This is a genomic window from Clostridium sp. BL-8 (genome assembly GCF_002006495.1).
Lineage (GTDB): Bacteria > Bacillota > Clostridia > Clostridiales > Clostridiaceae > Clostridium.
Window position 1 is genome coordinate 45,639 of record NZ_LZZL01000018.1, and the last position, 24,369, is coordinate 70,007.

Below are 24,369 nucleotides of genomic sequence, written 5' to 3' on the forward strand. Positions count from 1 at the left end.
TTATACCTCTTTCTCTTTACATATCTTACATGATAACCAATAAGATATATACCCAATTAAACATGTTACAAATACTCCTAAAGCTAATAGTAATATAAATACTACATCGAAATTTTTATATAATTCTATGCTTGTATTACGCACAGAATCTAGTGCAAAATTTGGCACAGTAAACACAATAAAAGCTGGTACAAGATATATGACTGTTGATAACATCTTTCCTCTTACAAATCCAAACTTGTAATAAAGTGGATATTGAATCAGGCAAATTATAGAGCTCAACAAACCTGAATAACAAAGTATAATAACTTCCAACTTATTAATTTTATTTATTTCATATAAATAAGAAGTAGTGAAGCCACTTATCATAAATGTAATTAATATAAATACTATCAAATACAAGAATCTTCCCATTACCATATTTGATACTTTAGATGGGAACATATAGTACATTTCTAAACTCTTTTCATTTCCCTGGCTGTTAAATGGGCTCATTCCTAAAATAACCATCATAAATAGTAAATACACTATTCCAAAACTATATGAATGAGCAATATAAGCGAAGAAAATATGAAAGGTAATTCCTAACAAACCGGTGTACTTTATAGCCTCCTTAGTAAGTCTTAAATCAAATTTTAAATAATTCATCGCATTTTTCATAATGTCCAAACCTCTTTTATTCTATAAATTCTAAATTAAATAACATATTTCTGAATAACTCCATAGAAGTCATATTTTAAAGTAGCAGAGCTTTTTTGACTCAATTATATTAATTTTTCTTTGAACCATTAATGTAAAAGACCATAATATCTTCCATAGAAGGTTTCTCAAACAACAAATTTTCATCTAAATATTTTCTATCTTCTGAGTTAATTAAACCTGTAAAATTAATATTTGAACATCTATACCCAATTAATTTTTCTTTTATTTCCGGATTTAATTCTCCTGTCCCACCTTTAACTATTAAGTGATTTTCAAGTACATTTTCTGTTGTATCAAATAATACTTTCTCTCCATTATTAATAAAATAAATATAATCAGTTATTTTTTCTAAATCACTAGTAATATGAGTGGAAAATATAACACTCCTCTCTCCGTCTGAAATATACTCTTGTAGTATTTCTAACACCTCACCTCTAACAACGGGATCAAGGCCGCTGGTAGGCTCATCTAATAGAAGTAACCTTGTATTTCTTGATAAAACACTTGCAAAGGATAGCTTAGCTTTCATCCCTTTTGAAAACTCCTTGACTTTCTTCTTATAAGGGAGCTTCCATTTATCAGCATACTCTTTGAATTTAACTTCATCAAAAGAATCATAGAAATCTTTAAGCGTACTAATTATATCTTTTAACGTAAAGCTTGTTGGGAAATAACATTCATCCCCAATAAAGCCTATCATGTCTTTGTATCCAGCTTCATCTTCTTTATATTCTTTTCCAAATATTTTTATTTTACCGCTATCAGATTTTAATTGATTCATTATAAGTTTTATTGTAGTAGTTTTTCCTGCTCCATTTTGTCCTATATATCCTAAAATATATCCTTTTGGCAATTCTAAATTTATATTTTTAAGATTAAAATCACTAAATTTTTTATTTAAATTTTTTATTTCAAGTGCATTCATATTTCTATACTCCTTAAGCAATTTTCATATAATATTTACTAAACATACCTATAAAAAACTCTTCTAAAACATTTATTCATCCATCAATGTTTTTAAAATTAACATTAATTCATCATTTGATATATTAGCCAATTTCCCATTTTCTATTGCGCTCATAAATGCTTCTTCTATTTTCTTTAGATATTGCTCCTTAACCATCTCACTATCTTTTGGAAGTACATAGCTCCCTTTTCCTCTAAGGGTTGCTATAAAGCCTTCACTTTCAAGATCTGAATAAGCTCTTGTTGTAGTAATTACACTTATCCCTAGATCTTTAGCTAATTGTCTTATTGATGGTAAAAATTCGTTTTCTGCAATAACTCCAGATATAATTTGCTCTTTTATTTGAGATTTAATTTGCTCATAAATAGGCAAATCAGATTTATTTGAAAGTAATATCTTCAAAATTATTACTTCGCCTCCTTTGTGTTCATACTGTATATATACAATATATACAGTATGAACAGTTTTGTCAACACCTTTTATTTTTTACTACAAAGTAAAACCTAAACAAAATAACTCATTGCACGAGTTACCTATCGATTTAGCTTTAATACAATTTTTTAGAGAACAAAAAAATAACTATTATAAACAGAATTAAGATTCCCAAAACTGTTTATAATAGTTATACTGTAGTTTTTTATTCATGAAGCCGTCTAATTATCTTGTAGGCAACAACATTTTCCATGACTAGAGGTGATTTATGGGCAAAAAATATTATTCCATCTGTAGGAGATATTATTTTTTCTATAACCTCACCCTCGTAAGGATGAATTATTTCTCCAAGGACATCTCCTCGTTCTACACCATCACCTGGATTTTTCAGTCTTCTATAGATACCTCCTGATGTAGTTTTAACAGAAAGAAGATCATCTTCCTTCAATACACTTGCAATATATCCACTATGGCTGCTATATTTTATTACACCCATCCTTGTCAAAAATCTTAAAACAGCGACAACTGCATGTTTAGCTGAAACTTCATCAATTTGGTCCGTAGCATTTGTATATAATGAGAAGGCGCTTGCCTCCCACATCTGCCAGTTATAATTTAATGTCATGGTATCATATGGCTTAGGCTTACGAATTATAACATATTGAAGGCCAAATAAATTTGCAAGACTCGGGCTTTGATACCCTGTCTCCATCATCCTTATATGAGGTATAAAATCACCTGGCATATAAAAACTTGTAAATTGAATTCCATAAGGATACTCTTTTACCTGCTCAAAAACGCCACTTGCAATCCTTTGAGTTGTTTCCCCATTTTGCTGCCCTGGGAACATTCTATTAATATCAGTATTATCCATTGTCCAAAATCTTTTTCCTATATTCATAGAATGAGGATTTACACACGGAATTACAAGAATTTCACGATCTTTTGAAATTGCTCCCCTCTGCTCTAACTTAGTTAATGTTTTAATTAATTGAGAACAAGTATATAACTGCTGTATTTCATTACCTCTTATCGCCCCTACTATGCAAGCTGTTTTTTCACCCTTTCCGAATTTATATCCTGTAATTCTCATGTCATCCCTATGGGGTGATTTTAACGTATATATTATCTCCTTCCTCATTTTGCACCTCCAAGTACCCTGGCAATAAGAGAACCTTCATAAACCACTGGATATTCTCTCAATGTAAATATTACTCCATCACAAGGTGAAACAACCTTTTCATGTATTTCACCAGTTAATGAATTAAATATCTCACCAATTTCCTCACCTTTCTTTATTTCTGCTAAATGTCTTACGCAAGGCATAAATGTTCCTGATGTATTTGCATTTACAAAATTCACTTCTTTTTCAGCAGATACGATAGGCTCCCTTACAGAAGCCACTTCTCCAGTCCAAATACCTAATTCTTTCATTAATTTAAATATTCCATCTACCAATTGATCTCCATATTCTTTTGTGATTCGCATACCAACTCCCATTTCTACAAGCAGTGTTGGTATATTTCTATTATTTAAATTATATGTTAGTGTTGATTCTAAAACGGTTGCTTCTGGCTGTACCCATATGAAATCCATATTTAATAACTTTGCATAAGGTATTAATTTGTCCTTCATATTTTCACTTATTCTAACTTGTGGCACTTCTCTCAAAAATATATTGCTTGCATGCAGATCTATACACATGTCTGCTCTTCCTATATCTTCAATAATCTTAGCCGCAACATGTTCAGCCATAGCTCCGCTTTCAGATCCCGGGAACACCCTATTCATGTCTAAATCAAATGTAGGCATACCTCTATGGATTGTATCTATTCCAAGTGGATTTAGCGATGGATATATATCTACTATCCCGTTCAAATATTCTTTGTTTTCTTGTATTTCTTTTATTAACTTATAGCATACATATTGTCCTTCAAGCTCATCTCCATGAAGCCCTGTAATAATACATATTCGTTTTTCTTTTCCATTAACTTTTTCCGGAATCAGCCTATTTTTCTTAATTATTAAATTTTCATCAACTGATAATCTTAAAGATACTACCGTTTCTACCATATTTACCTCCATAAGCTCAACAACTCATTTTATTTATTCCCTTTTAATAAACATCTGAGTTTTTATCATTTAGTCATTTTTATTGAAAAAACTCTACAACAAATTTAATTATTTGTAAAAAAGTTTTCTTCTAATATAAATAAAGAAGCAAAGACTCTCACTTTGTGAGCTTCTTTGCTTCAATTTAATATTACTACTTGAAAATTTTCTTGTCAATCAATTTTCCATCATATTTCCATAATTACTATTCATATCTTAACTAATATGAAAAGTTTCGATAATACTGTTTAATGATAAAGTTATTTCATTTAAATTGTCTGCTAAGACACTTAGCTCAGAAATATTACTCTCTTGAATCTCCATGACATTCAAAACTTCTTGAGATGAAGCAGCTGTCTCTTCAGTAGCTGCTGATATATCAGAGAATTTTTTAATTACTTCCTCTTTATGATCGTTAATTCTACTAAGTGAATTTACTAAATTTGAAACACTTTTTGACATAATGCTGACTTTATCATTTATCTCCATAAATACATTTTTTGTTTCATCCATACTTTCAATATATTCATTTGTTGATTTTTCAACTACATCCATATTGGATTTTGTGAGTCCAATTTCTTGTTGAATTTCATTGATTATTTCTATTATGTTTTTTGTAGAGTCAGCTGTTTGTTCAGAAAGTTTCTTTATTTCATTAGCTACAACTGAAAATCCTTTTCCATGCTCTCCAGCTCTAGCTGCTTCAATTGAAGCATTAAGTGAAAGTAAATTCGTTTGAGTTGCTATCTCACTTATTGTATTGCTTATTTCTCCAATATATTTTGACTTTTCAGCTAAGATTGAAACATTTTTATTTGCTTTATCTTGTGCTGAAGCTGTCTCTTCTATTTTGCTTGATAAAAGTTCTATACATGATATTCCATTATTTATATTTTCTGAAGTTATAGCTGATAGTTTTTCTAACGTATTTGTATCTTTTGCTGCATTACTAATCTGTTCTGATAGATTAGAAAGTTGTTCTATTCCATATTGAGAGTCCTGTGCTTCAATTTCAATTGCATGTGCAATTTCTGAAAGTGTAGCTGAAACTTCTTCAATAGATGCAACACTCTCATTTACAACATTAGATAAATTTGAGCTTTCATCTACTACTTTATTAGACTCTCCTTGTAACTTATGTACAATACTAAGCAAATTACCTCTTAGTTCATCTACTGATTTATAGATTGTACTTATTTCTTTACTTGAATTTTTTGCTTTTCCTTGTTTATTACTATATTCACTATTAGATAACTTCAAATTTTTAACTTCGTCAATTATAGCTGTCAATGTAGATATAGGATTTGCTATTTTTAGGCTTAACATATGTCCTAAAATATATGTTGCAATTGACGCAACAACAATTATAGCAATAAACGTACCAATTAAAATTTCAACAGAAGAATTATAAATTTGAGAAGGTATAGCAAGTCCGACTTTCCAGCCTGAGCTTGGTATTGTAGTAAACATTATAAATCTATCTGTGCTGTCATAATCCTTTATTTTACTAGTACTATATACTCCATCGCTGCTTTCTATTTGTGCTGCATTTGAAAAAGCACTTCCAAGTATATCTTCAATACTTGTTGATTTATCTTCTTTAGGCATATAATCTTCATTAGGATGCACTACTATATTATCTTTACCATCAAGTGCAAAACCATATATACCACCATTATTTCTAGTTTCATTAATGGTTTCTGCTAAAACCTTTAAATCTATATCCATTGAAACTACACCTACAACCTTATTTTCTCTGACAATTGGCTTCGAAACTGCAACAGCCATTGTATTTGTTGTAAGATCATAATAAGGATCACCATAACATAAATCATTTTTATTAATAGCTCCTGTAAACCAACTTCTCTTAGTACAATCAAAATCTGCAGCTGGTACCCAGCTCGATCCATCTAAAAACGTCTTATCCATTAAACCTACATAGATATCTGTTGTTGATTTATTATTCTTAAATTCATTTGTTAAATAAGAAAGAATTTTTTCATTATCAAAATCAGGCATTGTTTGCAAATAATTATCTATGGTATCTATTGTATTTCCATGAACTTTAAGATATCCATCAATTTTTGCTGAATAGGCTTCTATCTGATTGGAATATTTATATTCTGTCTCTTTATATATCATTTTAGATGAAATAAAACAGCTTATACACATTGCAATAAGTAAAGAAGTTATACATACTATACTAAAAATAGAAATTAATTGCGCTTTTATACTTTTCATAATTTCTTCACCCTCTTTGTTTTATTATATATTTAATGCGTCAATATGAATTTATTTGTATGTATTATTTATCAGAAAACAAAAAAACACCTAGATTTATTTTAGGTGCGCCTTTGCTTAAAATACTTAAATTTTACTATATTATCAATGTTATCACATAATAAAATATAAGTCTATTAAGTTTATGTAAATTTCTTTACAATATCGGTATTTTTTCCAATATAAATATATAAATTAAATAATTATAACTTAATGTACAATATATGAAATATGAATTCTAAAAATCATATATTGTACATTAAATAAGTCCATCAATACATTTGTTTTCTTATATATGCTTAAACGCACTCTTTAATCGATTCTTCTAATATATCCATTCCATATTTAACTTGCTCATCTGTTATTACTAATGGAGGCAAGAAACGTATTACATTACCAAGTATTCCTGCATTTAAGAGGATAACTCCTTTTTCATAACATTTTTTAATAACAGCTTTAACTATATCTGCTGCTGGTTCTTTTGTTGTTCTATCTTTTACAAATTCCACACCTATCATGGAACCAAGTCCTCTAACTTCACCTATAACATCATACTTTTCTCTCATTTGATTTAATCTTTCAGTAATATATTCTCCAAGCTTTTGTGACTTTCCACATAAATCTTCTTTTTCTATTTTTTCAATCACTTTTAATGCTGCAACACACCCAAGTGGACTTCCGCAGTATGTTCCACCTATTCCTCCAACACATGCTGAATCCATTATCTCCTTTTTAGCAACTACAGCACTTAATGGAACTCCTGCTGCTAATGATTTCGACATAGTTATAATATCTGGTTCAATACCATAGTGTTCATGGGCAAACATCTTACCTGTTCTTGCAAATCCTGCTTGTATCTCATCAACTATAAGCACTATGTTATTTTCATTACAAAGCTTTTGTAATTCTTGCATATACCTTGCAGATGGTACTATAAATCCGCCCTCTCCTTGTAACGGTTCTATTATTAAGCATGCTATCATATCCGGAGAAAGCGTAGTTTTAAGAGCTGTTTTTAATTTATTAAGGCATTCATCTGCATAATCTTCAGCTGAAACTCCAAGCGGTGCTCTATAAGAATATGGATAATCAAATTTATAAGTTTCTGGCGCAAATGGTCCAAAACCATTTTTATATGGTTTGTATTTACTTGTTATTGACATGGTCATATTTGTACGTCCATGAAAAGAACCTGTAGCTGAAAGTACTCCAGTTTTCTTAGTATAAGTTCTAGCTATTTTTATTGCATTTTCCACAGCTTCTGCTCCACTGTTTGCAAACATAACCTTTTTTTCAAAATCCCCTACTGTTATCTCAGTTAACTTTTTAGCTAAAGCTCCATAAGACTCATATGTTACTACATTATATCCTGGATGAATATATTTTTCTGCTTGCTCCTTAATTGCTTTAACTATTTCATCATCGCAATGTCCAACATTTTGAACACCGATTGCTCCTGCAAAATCTAAAAATACATTTCCATCAACATCTTTAAGTAGTGCTCCCTTTGCTTCTGCTATAGCAATTTCAGTTGATACAGAAACTCCATCTGCTACATATTTTTTTCTTTCCTCAAATATTTCCTTAGATTTAGGTCCTGGTATTGAAGTTATTAATTTTACATTTGATTCTTCTATCATTTTAAATCCCCCTATGTCTTACATATTTCAAAATAAATAACTCAACATTCAATTGATTTATTTTTTCTTCTATATGTACCAAATTTATTATTTACTTATCTAACCTTATAAAAATAGAGCCTTCATGCATATATTCATGAAAGACCCCTTTGTCTACCGGACTATTTTTCTATTTGTTAGCTTGACTATATAATAATACTCTCTCTACCCATTTTCTATGTCCATGCAATATAATATTTTTGTCTATTTTGACTAAAACCTGCTATAGCTTAGCTCTAAGAATAAAACCTACAAAGTTTTACTTATATATAAAGCCATTTTTATTTTAAGACATTCTTCAAAATTATGCAGATTACAGTTAAGCAACTGTTCTATTTTTTTTATTCTATATGTAAGCGTATTTCTATGTAAATACAATTTTTCTGCTGCTATACTAACATTACAATTTTCATTTAAATACATATCCAATATTTCGATAGAACTAGTATCTTTATTTTTATTTGATCTTTCCATAATTGGTCCAATTACCTGCCTGCAATAATTCTCCAATATTTTTTTGTTCTCAATACCAAATATCAAGCTATATACTCCTATTTCACTATATTTTCTAATTACTTGCGTAAGTCCCTCACACTTCAAGCTATCAATAACTATTTTAGCCTCGTTAAAAGAATCTTTCATTAAATTTATTTCATCATAACCATTTCCAATACCAATATTTATAGAAATTCCATTCATATGACTTTTAATCATCTCTTGTATTTCAACTAATGCTTTGTTAAGCCTATTCATAGAATTTTCTTCTGCTCTATTCAAAAATATGATTTCATCATCATTATCGATAATAGGAACTTTTAATGAGTATTTTGCTAATATATCTTGTACTAATTTTCTAAATGTCAGCCTGACTTTTGATATACTTATTTCATATTCTATATTTCTTACCTTCTCATTCTCTTTAAAATCATTAACTTTTATGATACATATACAACACTTTCCCTGCAAATTATACCCAAAATAATTTGCTTTTTCTTTTATATTTGCACTTAAATCCATCTGGCCAAATAATACATTATTTAAGAAATCATTCATGAACTTTTCTTCAATTCGTGCTAATATGATTGTATTGCTTATTTCCTTTGAGACTTCAACTAATCTTACTTCCCATGGCAATGTAAATAATGGCAACTCTAACTTGTCTGCTTTCTCAATAGCTTCCTTTGGAATATCCTTTATGTACCTCCCTACATTCACAACGAGCCCTGCTCCGCCTCTTTCGTTTATTCCCTCAATAAGCTTAGTTAAAACACTGCCATCACTTTTTATTCCTACTCCAGTTATAATAACTATTTCTCCTCCTTGCAGCCACTTAATTCCCTCTAAAGGATCCTCAAGACACTCCGATACATATACCCATTCTATAGATTTTTCTAAACCCGAACTTCCACCCACAAGCTTCATTTTTTTAAGAGTCTCTAATTTTAAAATATCTTTCACTAAAATTGCCATATAATCATCCCTTTACTAAGTTAATAATTTATAATAGAAGAGCTAATGCTTGTACTAAAAAACAGCTTTTCATTTAAATATAATCCTTGCTTTTACCTATCTTAAACTTTTGTTAATTGAATTTATAAAAACAAAAGTCTATCACTACAAGTGATAGACTAACATTGCCCATTCAATATTTCTTATTTCTACACATTATATAAAATTCTTTTAATATTTTATATGTCCAAAAGACATATAAATTTTGTTCATAATATCTAAAACATCATTTTTTCAATACAGTATTAACATATAATGCAATTTTTACTTTTATACAGTCATTAAAATTATGCAAATCACAATTCAGTAATTCTTCTATTTTTTTTATTTTATACTTAAGAGTATTTCTATGTAAAAACAACTTTTCTGCTGTAGCTGTAATATTACAATTTTCATTTAAATATGTTTCCAGTATTTCAATTAAATTATTATCTTTATTATCACTGCTGCTTATTTCTCCTAAAACTTCTGTAAAATAATTTTCTAGTACAGTTCTATTTTTTATGCTAAAAAGCAATCCATATATTCCTATATCCTTATACCTAGTAATTGTATCATCTAGTCCTTGACATTTTGCACTATCAATTGCTAATTCTGCTTCGCTTAATGATTGTTTCATCATTTTTAAATCCTTATAATGATTTCCAATACCTACACTTACAGAGAGACCATCCATACGCTTTTTTATCACTTCTTGTATTTCTACTAATGCCCTATTTAATCTATTTATATAATTTTCTTCTGATCTGATAAAGAAAATTACTGCATCATCCTTATCAATTATAGGTACCTTTAATGCATGTTTTTCTAATATATCTTGTACTATTTTCCTAAATGTAATTTTAATTCTAGAAATACTCACTTCATCTTCCAATTTTTTCAGCTTTAAATATCTTTCAAATCCATCAATGTCTATAACACATATGCAGCATTCTCCTGCTAAATTATAACCAAAATAAGCAGCTTTCTGTATTGCATCCCCTTCTATCTCTCCATCCCCAAATAAAATATTACTCAGAAAATGAGTTAGTGAATTTTCTTCTATACGAGATAGAACTATAGCATTACTAATCTCTCTAGAAACCTCAACTAGTTTTACTTCCCATGGAAGCGTAAATAGTGGAATTTGAAGTTCATCTGCAAGTTCTATTGCTTTTTCAGGTATTTTTTTTATATATGGACCTATGTTTACTATAAGTCCTGATCCATTTTTCTCGTTTATACCTTTGATTAGATCTAATAATAGCTCAATATTATCCTTAATTCCAACTCCAGTTATAAATATAATTTCTCCCCCCTGAAGCCACTTAATCCCTTCCAATGGATCTTCAAAACATTCTGCTACGTATATCCACTCTATACCTTTTTCTAGCCCCGCTTCTCCAGCAACAAGACCTATTTTTTTTAAAGAATCTAATTTGAGTATATCTTTTACCGAAATTGACATAGAATTCACCTTTACCCTCTACTTAGGCATTATCAAAAAATAACAAGTCAATCTGTCTGCATATTGGGACTTGTTACTTTATTTCATATGCCTCATTAAAATAATTGCTTACGCTTATTATATTTTTATCATATATTTATCCATAAAAAAAGAGCTAATTACATAAAATTTATATTATTCATAATATAGTCAAATATAACTAGATCAGATATCTATAGTCAATTATCTTAAATAAAGCTTTGACTACAATTATCTGATCTAAATCTCTTATTTAAATATACAATTAACATTAATTGAACAGGGTAACATTCTTTAAATTAGATTTTTAATTATAATTTTTTTCTAAATCAATTACACAAACGAAAATAATTTATCAATCAATGCTTAATTACTTATTAAATTTAAATTAATTTAGTTAAACTTAAGCATTTTCTTTTCCACCAATTTTACTAATTGAGAAAGCGGCAAACTTAATACTAAATAAAATCCTGCCAAAATTGTATATGATTCAATAGTTAAAAAGGATTGTGAAGCATAACTTTGAGTACGCAATAAAAGCTCGCTGACTGACACATATGCAAGTAGTGATGTATCCTTTAACATCATCACTAAATAATTTCCAAATACAGGTATTGAATTGCGTAGAGCTTGAGGTATTACTATTTTAAATAAAGCTTGATTATTTGTAAGCCCAAGTGCCAATGCAGCCTCAGTTTGTCCACCATCTATTGATACTATTGATGAACGGATAACTTCTGATATATAGCAACCATAATTAATTCCAAGACCAATAGTTCCTGCTGCTAATGAACTTATTTTAAGTTGATATCCTGGACTCCAAATTTGTATAACCATAGATAATAATAATGGTACTACGTAATACATGTACACTAATTGAACTAATAACGGAGTTCCTCTAATAAACTCTAAAAATACCACTAAAATTCCTCTTAATGCCTTTATTTTACTAACTCGCCCAATTGCAATAAATAATCCTATAATTATTGCCAAGAAAAATCCAAATATTGTAGCTTGCACCACAATCCAAAGACCATCTACTAAAGAAGGTACTAAATATTTAAATGCAGTGTTAAAATCTAATTTAGATAAAATGTCCATATATGCTGCCTCCTTTTCTAAAAAAGAATCCATTCCATGTGGATTCTTTTTTAGCTCATATTATTACTTATCTGAAGTTTTACCATCTTCAATTGATACAAAGTTATCTTCATTCATTCCATATTTCTCAAGAATCTTTAGTATAGTTCCATCCTTCTTCATTGCGTCAATTTGTTCATTAACCGCATCTGCTAAAGCAGTATCTTTTTGTCTAACTGCTGCTGCTATCATCCCAGCTGCTTCTGCCTTATATGGTGATAAGATCTTTAAATTCAAACTACTATCTTGTGATAATGTGTATCCTGCAACTGCACCATCAGTAATGCAGGCATCTATTTTCCCAGTATTTACAGCTAACATTAGCTCAGACTGACTACCAAATATTTTAACGTCTTTCACTATACCATCTTTTTGCCATTTTTGAGCTGTTTCTAAAAAAGCTGTTCCTTTTTGCCCACCTATTACTGCATCTTTTAAATCATCTTTGCTTGTTATTTTTGAATCTTTAGGAATAATAACTGCTTCTCCTTCTTTATACCATATATTTGTAAATAAAGCTTGTTTCTTACGTTCGTCTTTTACATACATTCCATCAGTTACCATATCTACTGAATTATTATTTAATTCCACTAATAAGTTTTCAAATGGTATTTGTTTCATTTCAACTTTATTAATACCAAGCCTTTTAGCAACTTCTTTAATAACTTCTGCGTCAATACCTGTAAATTCATTTGTCTTAGAATCAATAAAAGCAAATGGTGCATCATTAGATGAAGCAACTGTTAATACACCTTTCTCTTTTGCTGCCGCCAAGGTATCTTTTGAATTACTGCCTGCTGATGTACCACCGTTTCCGCTAGAACCACAGCCAGCCATTAATCCAACACAACTTACTACAATTAACGTTAATATTACTAATTTACTCCATAGTTTTTTCATAAAAATTTCCCCTTTTCTTAATTGTTTTTAATATTTAAAGCTTATGCTTACTTTCACTATTCTTCTTAACTAAAACATTTTTGTTAATTTAATACTCTAGATAAAAATTCCTTAGTTCTCTCATTTTTAGGATTCGTAAAAATATCTTTTGGTTTTCCTTCTTCAACTACATATCCCTTGTCCATAAAAATCACTCTATCTGATACATCTCTTGCAAAACCCATTTCATGTGTTACAACTATCATAGTCATACCATCTTTTGCTAGTTGTTTCATAACATCTAATACATCACCAACTAGTTCTGGATCCAAAGCTGATGTAGGTTCATCAAATAGAAGCATCTTTGGTTCCATTGCCAATGCTCTTGCTATAGCAACCCGTTGCTGTTGTCCTCCTGACAAAGTTTTAGGATACACATCTGCTTTATCCTTTAGCCCAACCTTTTTCAGAAGCTCCAATGCTATTTCTTCTGCTTCTTTTCTATTTTTCTTTTTTGTAAGCACTGGTGCAAGCATAACATTTTCTACAACAGTATGCAGTGGAAAAAGATTAAACTTTTGGAATACCATTCCTACTTCCTCTCTAAGAGATCTGCAATCCATAGACTTGTCCATAATATCTTTTCCTTCATAAAACATTTTCCCGCCTGTTGGAATTTCAAATAAATTCAAACATCTTAAAAATGTACTTTTCCCAGAGCCTGATGGTCCTATTATGCATACTACTTCGCCTTCTTTTATATCTACGCTTATGTTTTTTAATACTTCTAATTCTCCATATTTTTTTGATAGTTCACAAACTTTGTACATAATCTCAACTCCAATTCCGCTGTAATGAAAAAGGCGCACTGTCTTTATTTCAGTGCGCCTTTGCATTTAATATAAATTGTTCTGTTTTAAATTAAAATAATATTATCATTATATTATAATAATATCTATGCCCATAAGTAACATTTTTTTTGTGCAGTGTGCATAATATTTAATCCTAAGTTTCATCCGGGTACATTCAATAAATAATAATTAAGCATGTTTTCAAATTAGTCTTTTTCCTCTTATTTATAAATAAAGATTCCTTCTTTATTTAAAATATGCATAGACAAATAACACATTGATTCTTATTTTATCTCACGACCTTCATTCTCATCATTGATTTCCTAAAATTAAAATTTTTCTCTAATACAAACTTTATTTAATCTTATAAAAACTTTTTGCTTGTATGTATATTATCACATTAAAATCTATATTTCTATTATCTATAATAACAATATTTTAGTGCACTCTGCACAAAGTATAAGATGCTTATAATGACATATAATAGATATCTTTAATCTCATTTAATGTGAATTCTTTTGGATGATTTGTTATACTTGGTTTTGATACTTTCATACAGTTCTCTGCCATCCACTTAACATCCTTTTCTTTTACTCCAAGTTTTCCTAATGTTATTTTTAAATCAATCTTTTCAAGGAAACTTCTTATAGCATCAGCACAATCTTTTGCATCTGTTCCTCCAAGTAACTTTGAAATATCAGCATATTTCTGAATATCACTTTCCCATGATTTTTCAACAATTATAGGTGTAAGTGCTGCAAGACCTTTTCCATGAACAATATCATAGAGTCCACTTGCTGGATGTTCAAGTCCATGCGGTGCTGCTACACCTGCTACTCCAATTACCATTCCACCTAAAGTACTAGCTAAGGTTACTTTTTCCCATGCCTCTAAATCGGATGGGTCATTATATACTTTAATTAAGTTGTCAGCTAATAACTTTATACCATAAAATGCTTTCATATCTGTCAATGGCTGTCCTATTTTTGATAGATAAGCTTCCATATTATGTGCTAACGCATCAAATCCAACAGATGCAAGAATGCTCTTTGGCATTGTTGTCATTAGTTCTGGATCAATAATTGATGCTTTTGCAATTATTGCATTTGTTCTAAGCGACTTTTTATCTTTAGTTTCAGGATTTGTTAAAACTGAAAAACTATTTCCTTCGCTCCCTGTTCCGCATGTTGTTGGAACTAAAACTATAGGAAGTGCTTCGTTTCCTTGTTTTATACCAAATATATATTCTGATATATCTCCAGGATTTTGGGCTGAAAATGCTACACTTTTAGCAGCATCCATAATACTTCCACCACCAAGTCCCAAAATAACATCACAGCCAGTTTCTTTTATAATCTCTACTCCTTCATATACTGTTGTTGTGAGAGGATTTTGCTCTACCTTGTCAAAAATTTCATATTGTATTTTTGCGTCATTTAATAAATTTATCACTTTATCAAGTAATCCACTCTTTTTAGTACTGCTTTTTCCTGTTACAATAAGAGCTTTTTTACCGTATTTAGCCACTTCTTTTCCTATTTCATTGCTTCTTCCTCTTCCGAATAATAAATTCACCGGTAAGTTGTAATTAAATTTCATGTTCAATTCCTCCCATATTATTAAGCATTATTTCTATATTCATTTTAACCCTACATAAGTACAAAAGATGTCTTTATAAATATTAAAGACATCTTCGTCAAACTAATAGTATCAAAAAATACATATCTATTCTATAATTTCTTTCAACAATGTTTTAGTGCACATTGAACAAATTATAAATTAATCTACACTAATTAAGATATCAAATATGAAAAAATTATATTAAACCATGTGATCTCTTTCTTAGTGCCTACTGTTATCAAATTGATCAACATAGTAGAGAGAAGGAAACATGCGGAACCATAAAAGTATTATAAGGAGAGTATCAATACCTCCAATAAGTACTGAAGGCATCGCACCAAACCAGTTTGCGGTAATACCTGATTCAAACTCTCCAAGCTGATTTGAGGTCCCCGTAAAGAGTTGCCTTACAGAATTGACACGACCTAACATAGCATTTGGTGTTTCAATCTGGACGAGTGTCGCACGTATTACAACACTAATTCCGTCAGAACAGCCAAGTAATATGAGGATCAAAAATGAAAGTTCAAATGACCTCGAAACAGCAAAGATAATTGTGGTAATGCCAAAACATGAGACAGCAGCAAACAATATATGCCCCACGCTATGCTGAAATGGCCGACACGATAAAATAAGAGATATAATTGCAGCTCCGATTGCTGGAGCGGAACGAAGGGCTCCAAGACCAATAGAACCTACATGGAGTATATTCCCCGCATAGATAGGCAACAACGCTGTCGCTCCGCCGAACAGTACGGCAAAGAGATCGAGCAATACATATTTATTTTAAACTTTCCATCAATTCTACTAACTGATCTACAATATGTACAGAATCCTGAATATTTTCACTTACCACTTCCATGGCCTTTGATTGCTCTTTACTCGTCTCTAGTGTTATCTTAGAGTTCTTCACAGTGCCTTCAACTGAATCTTGTATTTTAGTTGTTAGATCCGCAATATTCTTTGCTGTTTCTTTTGAATTTTCTGCTAAATTTTTTATTTCTTTTGCAACAACAGAAAATCCTTTTCCTACTTCTCCCGCACGTGCAGCCTCAATAGATGCATTAAGTCCTAGCATCTTTGTTTGAGCAGCTATATTATTTATTGCATCAAGTATATTATTAATTTGTTTAGCTATTTCACCCACTTGAGTAATTTCGCTATTAAGTTCTTCTTGCTGAGATGAAATACTAGTTGCCGATGCTGAGAGTTCCTCTACTGTAGCAGATATCTGCATAAAATTATTTGCTAATCTTTTCGATACCAAATCTAATTGAATTTGATTATGTCCGTTTTTAGCTAATGCATTTACTACTAAAGATAATACATCTGCTGCTGCTTCTATATGCCTCATCTCAACTACATTAACTTCATGAACTGATTCTACCATTGAGTCTGGATTTACATCTATCTCTTTTGCAATTTGAATGAATTCTTGGTCATTAGGTGACTGAGTTAACATTTGTCCACCTAATACCGTACCAATTAATTTTCCTTCTATAATAATTGGTGCCGCAAAATCTACAAGGCCTGCATGACATGCTCCTACAAAAGGTTTTCCTATCCTTGCAGCCTCTTCACCCATTCTCTTATGCGAAGCTGCACATCTATTGTCTCCTTTTTTGGTTGAATGAACAAATTTATCACAAAATCTTGTATAGCTGCTTGGATTTGTTACTGGATTACCTTCCTTATCAACAGTTACGCTTGCACAATTCATTGCAAAAGCAAAATCATCCTGAAACTTTTGTAATAACTTAATATCAACTATATCTTTTATCTCAAGTGCCCCCATGTCTAATTCATTATTCTCTAACAATTTTATCATAAAATTCATCCTCTCTAAATATATCACTCATATTTACTTTTCAATTTATAATTACAAGTTAATTATCGTTTACTTACGATATTGCCTTAACGAGACTACATTAATTTTTATAAAATATTTAGCTTCCATTTTACACATTACTTTCCTACAAATTTTAAAAAATAAAATCTTATCTATTGACAAGAAATATTTATAATTGTATTATTGTATTATCATCTTAATACAATAATACATTAATGAAGTTTACAAAGGAGTGAGAATATGTCATGGAATTTTAATGATGACAAACCAATTTATATACAACTGATGGAACAAATACAACTTAGAATTGTTTCAGGCATATATAAAGCTGGTGAGAAATTACCATCAGTTAGAGATATTGCAAGCGAGGCATCGGTTAATCCAAACACAATGCAAAAAGCTCTTACAGAATTAGAAAGAACAGGCCTAGTATTTAGCCAGCGAACAAGCGGCAGATTTATTACGGAGGATATTAATATGATTAAAGATATAAAAAATGGTTTAGCAAAAGACCAGATTCAAAAATTTCTTTATAATATGGAGAAAATCGGATATACAAAAAATGAAACTATAGAACTCATTAAAGTCATATCAAAGGAGATGAAATAATGGATAATGATAACAATAAAGTATTGTATGATCTTACTGAAACTGCTACAGAGTCTACTCTTACAAATAATAGCATGGATAATAACCCTATTTTAGAATGCAAAAATTTAGCTAAAAGTTTTGCTAATGCAGATGCTTTAAAAGGCATAAATCTAACAATTGGACGAGGAAAAATTATTGGTCTTTTAGGTCCGAATGGTAGCGGTAAAAGCACACTTATAAAACTTGCAAATGGACTATTAACCCCATCAAGTGGAGAAATATTAATAAGTGGGTTTAAACCTGGAGTAGAAACAAAAAGAATAGTTTCATATTTACCCGAAAGAACTTATTTAAATGATTGGATGAAAGTTTCTGATATTATAGAATTCTTTCAAGACTTTTATGAAAACTTCAATCCAAAAAAAGCTTATAGCATGCTCGAGAAATTAAATATTAATCCTAATGATAAACTAAAAACTATGTCTAAAGGAACAAAGGAAAAAGTTCAACTTATTCTAGTTATGAGCAGAGAAGCTGATTTATATTTATTAGATGAACCTATAGCTGGTGTTGATCCTGCTGCCAGGGATTATATTTTAAACACTATAATCACTAATTATAATGAAAATGCCACTATTATTATTTCTACTCATCTTATTTCAGATATTGAAAGAATATTAGATGATGTGATATTTATTTCATATGGAAATATAGCTTTAACCAAAAGTGTTGATGAAATTAGAGAAAAAGAAGGAAAGAGTGTCGATGCTCTATTTAGGGAGGTATTTAAATGTTAGGTAAACTAATGAAATATGAAATAAAAGCAACAGGCAGAACGCTTATACCACTATATGTAGTTCTATTAGCATTTGCTATTATAAATAAAGTTTTTATCGGAACTGGTTTTGCTCATAAAGTTCCAGGATTGGGTGGAATTGCATTTGTATTAACTATTCTTGGATATGGCTTTACTATGGCTGCTGTTTTTATAGTTACTTATTTTGTAATTATACAAAGATTTTATAGAAATCTACTTGGAGATGAAGGATATCTAATGAATACCCTTCCTGTAACTACTATTACCAATGTTACAAGCAAACTTTCAATTGCTGCCTTTTGGAATATAATAAGTGGCTTTGTAGCTATACTTTCAATAATCATTATGGCTTTTAAACCAATTGATTTTAGTAGATTCTTTGGTGAATTTTTTCGTGACCTTGCTCAGCTTTACAATCAATTTGGGATGCAAATCTATCTAATAATTTTTGAAGTAATTCTTGTAACTTTGATAGCACTTATTAGATTTATTTCTATGATTTATGCTTCAATTTCAATTGGTCATTTGTTTAATAAACATAGAATTCTTTCATCATTTGGTGCATTTATAGTCTTAAATTTAGTTACAACTGCAATTGCATCTGCTATAGGAATAGGAGTCTCAAATTTAAATTTCAGAAATCTTCATATTGAATCACTTTGGCCTATTCATTTAATTATGGTACTTGTTTTTGTATTTAATTTGATTTTCTTTATAGCTTATTTTATTGTAATTAATTATATCCTAAAAAATAAGTTGAACTTAGAATAATTTATATATTACCTTGAATATTTTACTTCAAAAAAATTACTATCAATAATGATTTTATTGATAGTAATTTTTTATGTTTTTACTGATTCATAAATCTACTTAAAAATTCACGTGTACGTTTATTTTTGGGATTATTAAATATCACTTCTGGAGTATCATCCTCAACAATAACCCCTTTTTCCATAAATACTGTTCTAGTAGATACATCTCTTGCAAAAGCCATTTCATGAGTAACTATAATCATTGTCATTCCTTCTTTAGCCAGCTCACGCATAACTGATAAAACTTCTCCCACCATTTCAGGATCCAAAGCACTTGTTGGTTCATCAAATAACAATACTTCTGGTTCCATAGCTAAAGCACGGGCAATAGCTACACGCTGCTTTTGTCCACCTGAAAGCTGATGCGGCTTTGCATTAATATATGGAGCCATCCCTACTTTTTTTAGATATTTCATAGAAATATCCTTTGCATATTCCTTATCTTTTTTTAAAACTTTAGTAACTCCAATCATACAATTTTCAAGTACTGTCATATTACTAAATAAATTAAACTGCTGAAATACCATTCCGACCTTTGCTCTATACTTTGTTATTTCTTTACGTTTACTTAATATATTTTCTTTATCATGTAATATTTCCCCTGAAGTTGCAGTTTCCAACATGTTTATACATCTAAGAAGTGTTGATTTTCCTGAGCCTGATGCACCAATAATACAAACAACATCTCTTTGGTTTATTTTAAAATCAATATCTTTTAATACTTCATTTTTTCCAAAGCTTTTTCCTAAATGATTGATTTCTAATATAGGAAAATCACTACTTATATTCCCTGCTGCTTCCATTATTGTTTCCCTCCATTTAATTTCATAACTGAACTATTCTCAGTAATCTCTCCTGACATATAATCACTTGTTATTAATTTATAACTATCTGGTCCATCCATCTTCTTCTCTATAAAACGTAATATTCTAGAAACTGTAATATTTATGACAAGATAAATAATACATATTATAAAAAACACTTCAAAATACTTATAATATGTACCAATTGCAGATTTACCAGAAAAGAATAATTCTGTTACAGATATTACATTTAATACAGATGTATCTTTAATATTTATAATTAGATTATTACCTATTTGAGGCATGATGTTACGCAAAGTCTGTGGTAAAACTATATATAACATAGTTTGAAAATGCGTCATTCCAATTGCCTTTGCGCCTTCAGTCTGCCCAGAATCAATTGAAGCAATTCCTCCACGAACAGTTTCTGCCATATAAGCACCTGTATTAATTGAAACAACTAATAATCCTGCAGATAATGGAGACATATCAATATTAAATACTTCCATAGCACCATAATATATAACCATAGCCTGCACTATCATTGGTGTGCCTCTAAAAAATTCCACATAGCCAGATAATAACCATTGTATACATTTTAGAAATACTTTTTTCATTAAATTATCCTCTGGATTTACCTCAATAGTCCTTACAATTCCTACAAAAAGACCTATAATACATCCGGCTATTGTACCAATTATCGCAATTAAAAGTGTATATAATGCTCCTTGCACAAACACACTTCCATATTGCTGTAATAAAAACCAGACCCACTGAAAAAATCCTTCTGGTAAATTTGATGTCATATTATTTTCCACCTCACAAAAAATATATTTTACCACTATATTGCATTATAATAAGGAGGCTACTGAAAACCTCCTTATTATTTTAATTGTTATTTTGATAATGGTTGATCCTTAATAGCTTCTTCCATCATTTTATTACGATCTTCTTCTGAAATTTCTGAAATTGCCTTATTAATTTTATCAGTTAATTCTTTATTTCCTTTTTTAATAGCAATACCAATATTTACATCTTCGTCCGAAGCTTTAAATCCATTATCACCATCAGGATCTATCATAACCAAATCTGGATTTGAATGAACTGCTGCCATTGCTGTAGGCTTGTCCATTGTGACAACATTAACTTTACCTGATGAAAGCGCTACTATTAGAGATGGTACAGTGTCCATTGCAGGTTGAATTTGAGCATCTGGAATTTGCTTTAACATATCATACCATACTGTACTTAGCTGAGATGTACAAATAGCTCCCTTTAAGTCAGAAACACTTTTTGCATTCTCATAAGGAGTCCCCTTCTTAGTAAGTGCTACAATATTAGCTTTATAATATGGATCTGAAAAATCTACACTCTGCATACGTTCTTTTGTAATACTCATTTGTGCAATTGCAACATCAATTTTGCCAGAACTTACACCCGGAATTAAGCCATCAAAGTCCATTTTATGTACTTCTAATTTATAACCGATTTTATCTGCAATTTTTTGTGCAATCATTAAATCGTATCCATTTGCATATTCATTTGTACCATTGATTTGTACTGCATTATTTGAATTATCAGTTTGTGTCCAGTTAAACGGCGCAGATGCTCCTTCTGTTCCTACACGTAGTACTTTTGCATTACTTGCATCACTCCCGCTTTTAGAACCACAAGCGCCTAATACAGTAATAGTTGCTAAACATAAAGCTACTGCAATTATGTTTTTTAATTTTTTCATAAAAATAATCCCCCTCAAATTAAATTTTTCAAAAAAAGAGTCAACTTCTCCTTTGCAAAGCTGACCCCATTGTCATCTTATGATAAACATTTCTATACTGAATTATAACCTCACCCTATATTATTGTCAATTAAATACTTTTTATAGTTATTTGTAAATTTTTTATCATTTTATTAAGCTATATGTTATTAATATTTCAAATATCAGTACTTTATCTTAAACATCTATTATTTAATTTTTTGCATGAAATATTATAAATATTGACTTATTTTTAATTTTATTAGATAATTACTGTAAATTAATAGGTAGATAACTAAGATAGAGGCGCGAAATTTAAGAGTAGTATTATGGATACAAGCATGATGAAATAATACGAAAGGAACTTTCGCCGAAGTAAATAGTAAATTGCTTTAATACTATTTGCTGGTTTTATGTAGAATATGCATAAAACTGTCACAAGTGATTTGTGGAGAGCTATTTTCAATGTAAATGTACGTGATTTATTATATTGTTGATATATGATTTTCGTATTTATGCCATGAATATGCTTTCATGGCATTTTTTTATTGCTTAAATCTTTATTCATTATTTATTATCTTAGTTACTTGCTTATGTATATTAATATCATAAGGAGAGTAGACATAAAATGGATGAAAAAAACAACGAACTTAAAAGAGGTCTAAGTGCAAGACACTTGAACATGATTGCTTTAGGTGGCTCCATAGGAACTGGAATATTTCTTGCAATGGGAGACACCTTGAATCAGGCTGGTCCTGGAGGTGCATTATTAGCATATGCAGTAATAGGTCTTATGGTATATTTCTTAATAACAAGTCTAGGTGAAATGGCAACTCATATGCCAATATCAGGTTCTTTTAGTACTTATGCTACTAAATTTATAGATCCAGCTTTAGGTTTTGCACTTGGTTGGAACTATTGGTACAACTGGGCTATTACCGTAGCTGCTGAAATGGTTGCTGGTTCTTTAATCATGAAATATTGGTTTCCTAATGTCAGCGGGTTAGTTTGGAGTATACTATTTTTAGTTATAATTGTAGGTTTAAACGTCCTTTCATCAAAGGCATATGGTGAATCTGAATATTGGTTTGCTGGTATTAAAGTAGTTACTGTCATTATATTTTTAATAATTGGAGTTTTGATGATTGTTGGTATAATGGGTGGCGATAATATTGGTTTCCACAACTATTTTGTAGCTGATGGCCCATTTCATGACGGTATAAAATCTATTTTTGCTATATTTTTAATTGCTGGTTTCTCATTTCAGGGAACTGAACTTATAGGAATTGCTGCAGGTGAAAGTGAAAACCCTGAAAAAACAATACCAAAAGCTATAAAATCAATATTCTGGAGAATATTAATATTCTATCTAGGAACAATAATAATACTTGGTGCTATCATTCCATTTACTGAAGCAAGTGTAGATACTAGTCCATTCACAATGGTATTTGAAAAAGCTGGTGTAGCTGGAGCTGCTTCTTTGATGAACGCAATTATATTAACTTCTGTATTATCTGCTGGTAACTCAGGAATGTATGCATCAAGCAGAATGCTTTATTCTATGGCAAAAGAAGGTATGGCGCCTAAATTGTTTGCAAAAACTAATAAACGTGGTGTACCTATAAATGCATTAATTCTAACTACTCTTGTAGCTTCTCTTTGCTTTTTAACTGGTATTTTTGCAGAAAGTACAGTTTATGTATGGATAGTTGCTGCATCGGGTCTTGCAGGATTTATAGCTTGGGTTGGAATAGCTGTATGTCACTATAGATTTAGAAAAGCATTTGTTTATCAAGGAAAAGATTTAGGAAGCTTAAAGTATAAAGCAAGTTTATATCCATTTGGACCTATATTAGCACTATTAATGTGTATAATAATCATCCTTGGACAAGGTTATTCATGTATAAAACCTGATGGCGTTGACTGGCAGGGATTGATTGCTTCTTATATTGGAATTCCACTATTCATTATCTTATATGTATGGTATAAGGTAAAGCATAAAACTAAAGTTATTCCTTTAGATGAAGTTGATTTAAATTATTATGAAAATGATATAAAAAGAGAAGATGAAGAAAATATCATGTAGCTCTTGTAAATAATATTTC

Annotated in this window: 22 protein-coding genes and 1 riboswitch; of the genes, 4 read left to right on the forward strand and 18 right to left on the reverse strand. The window is 30.2% G+C overall.

The window, feature by feature from the left end; all coding sequences use genetic code 11:
• From CLOBL_RS08335 to CLOBL_RS08405, 15 genes are all read right to left on the reverse strand, one after another.
• On the reverse strand, positions 1 to 660 hold the full coding sequence (locus tag CLOBL_RS08335) for an ABC-2 transporter permease (RefSeq protein WP_077858596.1): 660 nt from the start codon (positions 658 to 660) through the stop codon (positions 1 to 3).
• Positions 661 to 769: 109 nt separating this feature from the next.
• Entirely contained in the window at positions 770 to 1,627 is an 858-nt protein-coding gene (locus CLOBL_RS08340; protein WP_077858597.1) for an ABC transporter ATP-binding protein, read from the reverse strand.
• A 72-nt stretch (positions 1,628 to 1,699) separates the two neighbouring features.
• Positions 1,700 to 2,071 (reverse strand): GntR family transcriptional regulator, encoded by a 372-nt coding sequence (locus tag CLOBL_RS08345; RefSeq protein WP_077858598.1) that lies wholly within the window; start codon positions 2,069 to 2,071, stop codon positions 1,700 to 1,702.
• Between the two features lie 235 nt (positions 2,072 to 2,306).
• Positions 2,307 to 3,242, reverse strand: coding sequence for a M14 family metallopeptidase (locus CLOBL_RS08350; RefSeq protein ID WP_077858599.1), 936 nt, complete (start codon positions 3,240 to 3,242; stop codon positions 2,307 to 2,309).
• Positions 3,239 to 4,174: a M14 family metallopeptidase gene (locus CLOBL_RS08355; RefSeq protein ID WP_077858600.1), complete on the reverse strand. Its 936-nt coding sequence runs from the start codon at positions 4,172 to 4,174 to the stop codon at positions 3,239 to 3,241. Before CLOBL_RS08355 ends, CLOBL_RS08350 begins: the two co-directional genes overlap by 4 nt.
• 255 nt (positions 4,175 to 4,429) lie before the next feature.
• On the reverse strand, positions 4,430 to 6,454 hold the full coding sequence (locus tag CLOBL_RS08360) for a methyl-accepting chemotaxis protein (protein ID WP_077858601.1): 2,025 nt from the start codon (positions 6,452 to 6,454) through the stop codon (positions 4,430 to 4,432).
• A 338-nt stretch (positions 6,455 to 6,792) separates the two neighbouring features.
• Positions 6,793 to 8,133 (reverse strand): 4-aminobutyrate--2-oxoglutarate transaminase, encoded by a 1,341-nt coding sequence (gene gabT, locus CLOBL_RS08365; RefSeq protein WP_077858602.1) that lies wholly within the window; start codon positions 8,131 to 8,133, stop codon positions 6,793 to 6,795.
• 288 nt (positions 8,134 to 8,421) lie between these two features.
• Positions 8,422 to 9,642 (reverse strand): PucR family transcriptional regulator, encoded by a 1,221-nt coding sequence (locus CLOBL_RS08370; protein WP_077858603.1) that lies wholly within the window; start codon positions 9,640 to 9,642, stop codon positions 8,422 to 8,424.
• Positions 9,643 to 9,907: 265 nt separating this feature from the next.
• Positions 9,908 to 11,128, reverse strand: a complete 1,221-nt coding sequence (locus CLOBL_RS08375) for a PucR family transcriptional regulator ligand-binding domain-containing protein (protein ID WP_077858604.1) — start codon at positions 11,126 to 11,128, stop codon at positions 9,908 to 9,910.
• 411 nt (positions 11,129 to 11,539) lie between these two features.
• Positions 11,540 to 12,247, reverse strand: coding sequence for an amino acid ABC transporter permease (locus CLOBL_RS08380; RefSeq protein ID WP_009172204.1), 708 nt, complete (start codon positions 12,245 to 12,247; stop codon positions 11,540 to 11,542).
• Between the two features lie 63 nt (positions 12,248 to 12,310).
• Complete coding sequence (locus tag CLOBL_RS08385; protein ID WP_009172205.1) at positions 12,311 to 13,186, reverse strand: ABC transporter substrate-binding protein; 876 nt, start codon at positions 13,184 to 13,186, stop codon at positions 12,311 to 12,313.
• Positions 13,187 to 13,269: 83 nt separating this feature from the next.
• Positions 13,270 to 13,995 carry an amino acid ABC transporter ATP-binding protein gene (locus CLOBL_RS08390; protein ID WP_077858605.1) on the reverse strand — a complete coding sequence of 242 codons (726 nt, stop codon included), beginning with the start codon at positions 13,993 to 13,995 and terminating at the stop codon, positions 13,270 to 13,272.
• Between the two features lie 489 nt (positions 13,996 to 14,484).
• Complete coding sequence (locus CLOBL_RS08395; RefSeq protein WP_077858606.1) at positions 14,485 to 15,615, reverse strand: iron-containing alcohol dehydrogenase; 1,131 nt, start codon at positions 15,613 to 15,615, stop codon at positions 14,485 to 14,487.
• A gap of 243 nt (positions 15,616 to 15,858) precedes the next feature.
• Positions 15,859 to 16,368: a hypothetical protein gene (locus tag CLOBL_RS08400; RefSeq protein ID WP_347472799.1), complete on the reverse strand. Its 510-nt coding sequence runs from the start codon at positions 16,366 to 16,368 to the stop codon at positions 15,859 to 15,861.
• Between the two features lie 49 nt (positions 16,369 to 16,417).
• The gene (locus tag CLOBL_RS08405; protein ID WP_077858607.1) at positions 16,418 to 17,464 is read right to left on the reverse strand and encodes a PocR ligand-binding domain-containing protein; all 1,047 of its coding nucleotides are present in this window, start codon (positions 17,462 to 17,464) and stop codon (positions 16,418 to 16,420) included.
• Between the two features lie 261 nt (positions 17,465 to 17,725).
• Here CLOBL_RS08405 and CLOBL_RS08410 point away from each other — a divergent pair, with 261 nt between their 5' ends.
• The 3 genes from CLOBL_RS08410 to CLOBL_RS08420 all read left to right on the forward strand — a co-directional run bounded on the left by CLOBL_RS08410 (position 17,726) and on the right by CLOBL_RS08420 (position 19,664).
• Positions 17,726 to 18,094 (forward strand): GntR family transcriptional regulator, encoded by a 369-nt coding sequence (locus tag CLOBL_RS08410; protein WP_077858608.1) that lies wholly within the window; start codon positions 17,726 to 17,728, stop codon positions 18,092 to 18,094.
• Positions 18,095 to 18,168: 74 nt separating this feature from the next.
• On the forward strand, positions 18,169 to 18,873 hold the full coding sequence (locus CLOBL_RS08415) for an ABC transporter ATP-binding protein (protein ID WP_179117708.1): 705 nt from the start codon (positions 18,169 to 18,171) through the stop codon (positions 18,871 to 18,873).
• The gene (locus CLOBL_RS08420) at positions 18,867 to 19,664 is read left to right on the forward strand and encodes an ABC transporter permease (RefSeq protein ID WP_077858610.1); all 798 of its coding nucleotides are present in this window, start codon (positions 18,867 to 18,869) and stop codon (positions 19,662 to 19,664) included. The genes CLOBL_RS08415 and CLOBL_RS08420 overlap by 7 nt, the downstream gene beginning before the upstream one ends.
• A gap of 79 nt (positions 19,665 to 19,743) precedes the next feature.
• Here CLOBL_RS08420 and CLOBL_RS08425 read toward each other — a convergent pair whose 3' ends face one another.
• The 3 genes from CLOBL_RS08425 to CLOBL_RS08435 form a co-directional block, all read right to left on the reverse strand.
• Positions 19,744 to 20,508, reverse strand: a complete 765-nt coding sequence (locus CLOBL_RS08425) for an amino acid ABC transporter ATP-binding protein (protein WP_077858611.1) — start codon at positions 20,506 to 20,508, stop codon at positions 19,744 to 19,746.
• A complete protein-coding gene (locus CLOBL_RS08430; protein ID WP_077858612.1) occupies positions 20,508 to 21,314 on the reverse strand; it encodes an amino acid ABC transporter permease in 807 nt (268 codons plus the stop codon). Before CLOBL_RS08430 ends, CLOBL_RS08425 begins: the two co-directional genes overlap by 1 nt.
• A gap of 89 nt (positions 21,315 to 21,403) precedes the next feature.
• Positions 21,404 to 22,246, reverse strand: a complete 843-nt coding sequence (locus CLOBL_RS08435; protein WP_077858613.1) for a transporter substrate-binding domain-containing protein — start codon at positions 22,244 to 22,246, stop codon at positions 21,404 to 21,406.
• A gap of 311 nt (positions 22,247 to 22,557) precedes the next feature.
• A riboswitch (Lysine riboswitch) is annotated at positions 22,558 to 22,731 on the forward strand.
• A gap of 161 nt (positions 22,732 to 22,892) precedes the next feature.
• Here CLOBL_RS08435 and CLOBL_RS08440 point away from each other — a divergent pair.
• The gene (locus CLOBL_RS08440) at positions 22,893 to 24,350 is read left to right on the forward strand and encodes an amino acid permease (RefSeq protein ID WP_077858614.1); all 1,458 of its coding nucleotides are present in this window, start codon (positions 22,893 to 22,895) and stop codon (positions 24,348 to 24,350) included.
• Positions 24,351 to 24,369 lie beyond the last annotated feature (19 nt).

Excerpts from the sequence above, each read along its gene's own strand:
- CLOBL_RS08335 (WP_077858596.1), bottom strand. The coding sequence starts at position 660 with ATGAAAAATGCGATGAATTATTTAAAATTTGATTTAAGACTTACTAAG.
- CLOBL_RS08340 (WP_077858597.1), bottom strand. The coding sequence starts at position 1,627 with ATGAATGCACTTGAAATAAAAAATTTAAATAAAAAATTTAGTGATTTT.
- CLOBL_RS08350 (WP_077858599.1), bottom strand. The coding sequence starts at position 3,242 with ATGAGGAAGGAGATAATATATACGTTAAAATCACCCCATAGGGATGAC.
- CLOBL_RS08355 (WP_077858600.1), bottom strand. The coding sequence starts at position 4,174 with ATGGTAGAAACGGTAGTATCTTTAAGATTATCAGTTGATGAAAATTTA.
- CLOBL_RS08360 (WP_077858601.1), bottom strand. The coding sequence starts at position 6,454 with ATGAAAAGTATAAAAGCGCAATTAATTTCTATTTTTAGTATAGTATGT.
- gabT (WP_077858602.1), bottom strand. The coding sequence starts at position 8,133 with ATGATAGAAGAATCAAATGTAAAATTAATAACTTCAATACCAGGACCT.
- CLOBL_RS08370 (WP_077858603.1), bottom strand. The coding sequence starts at position 9,642 with ATGGCAATTTTAGTGAAAGATATTTTAAAATTAGAGACTCTTAAAAAA.
- CLOBL_RS08375 (WP_077858604.1), bottom strand. The coding sequence starts at position 11,128 with ATGTCAATTTCGGTAAAAGATATACTCAAATTAGATTCTTTAAAAAAA.
- CLOBL_RS08380 (WP_009172204.1), bottom strand. The coding sequence starts at position 12,247 with ATGGACATTTTATCTAAATTAGATTTTAACACTGCATTTAAATATTTA.
- CLOBL_RS08385 (WP_009172205.1), bottom strand. The coding sequence starts at position 13,186 with ATGAAAAAACTATGGAGTAAATTAGTAATATTAACGTTAATTGTAGTA.
- CLOBL_RS08390 (WP_077858605.1), bottom strand. The coding sequence starts at position 13,995 with ATGTACAAAGTTTGTGAACTATCAAAAAAATATGGAGAATTAGAAGTA.
- CLOBL_RS08395 (WP_077858606.1), bottom strand. The coding sequence starts at position 15,615 with ATGAAATTTAATTACAACTTACCGGTGAATTTATTATTCGGAAGAGGA.
- CLOBL_RS08405 (WP_077858607.1), bottom strand. The coding sequence starts at position 17,464 with ATGATAAAATTGTTAGAGAATAATGAATTAGACATGGGGGCACTTGAG.
- CLOBL_RS08410 (WP_077858608.1), top strand. The coding sequence starts at position 17,726 with ATGTCATGGAATTTTAATGATGACAAACCAATTTATATACAACTGATG.
- CLOBL_RS08415 (WP_179117708.1), top strand. The coding sequence starts at position 18,169 with ATGGATAATAACCCTATTTTAGAATGCAAAAATTTAGCTAAAAGTTTT.
- CLOBL_RS08420 (WP_077858610.1), top strand. The coding sequence starts at position 18,867 with ATGTTAGGTAAACTAATGAAATATGAAATAAAAGCAACAGGCAGAACG.
- CLOBL_RS08425 (WP_077858611.1), bottom strand. The coding sequence starts at position 20,508 with ATGGAAGCAGCAGGGAATATAAGTAGTGATTTTCCTATATTAGAAATC.
- CLOBL_RS08430 (WP_077858612.1), bottom strand. The coding sequence starts at position 21,314 with ATGACATCAAATTTACCAGAAGGATTTTTTCAGTGGGTCTGGTTTTTA.
- CLOBL_RS08435 (WP_077858613.1), bottom strand. The coding sequence starts at position 22,246 with ATGAAAAAATTAAAAAACATAATTGCAGTAGCTTTATGTTTAGCAACT.
- CLOBL_RS08440 (WP_077858614.1), top strand. The coding sequence starts at position 22,893 with ATGGATGAAAAAAACAACGAACTTAAAAGAGGTCTAAGTGCAAGACAC.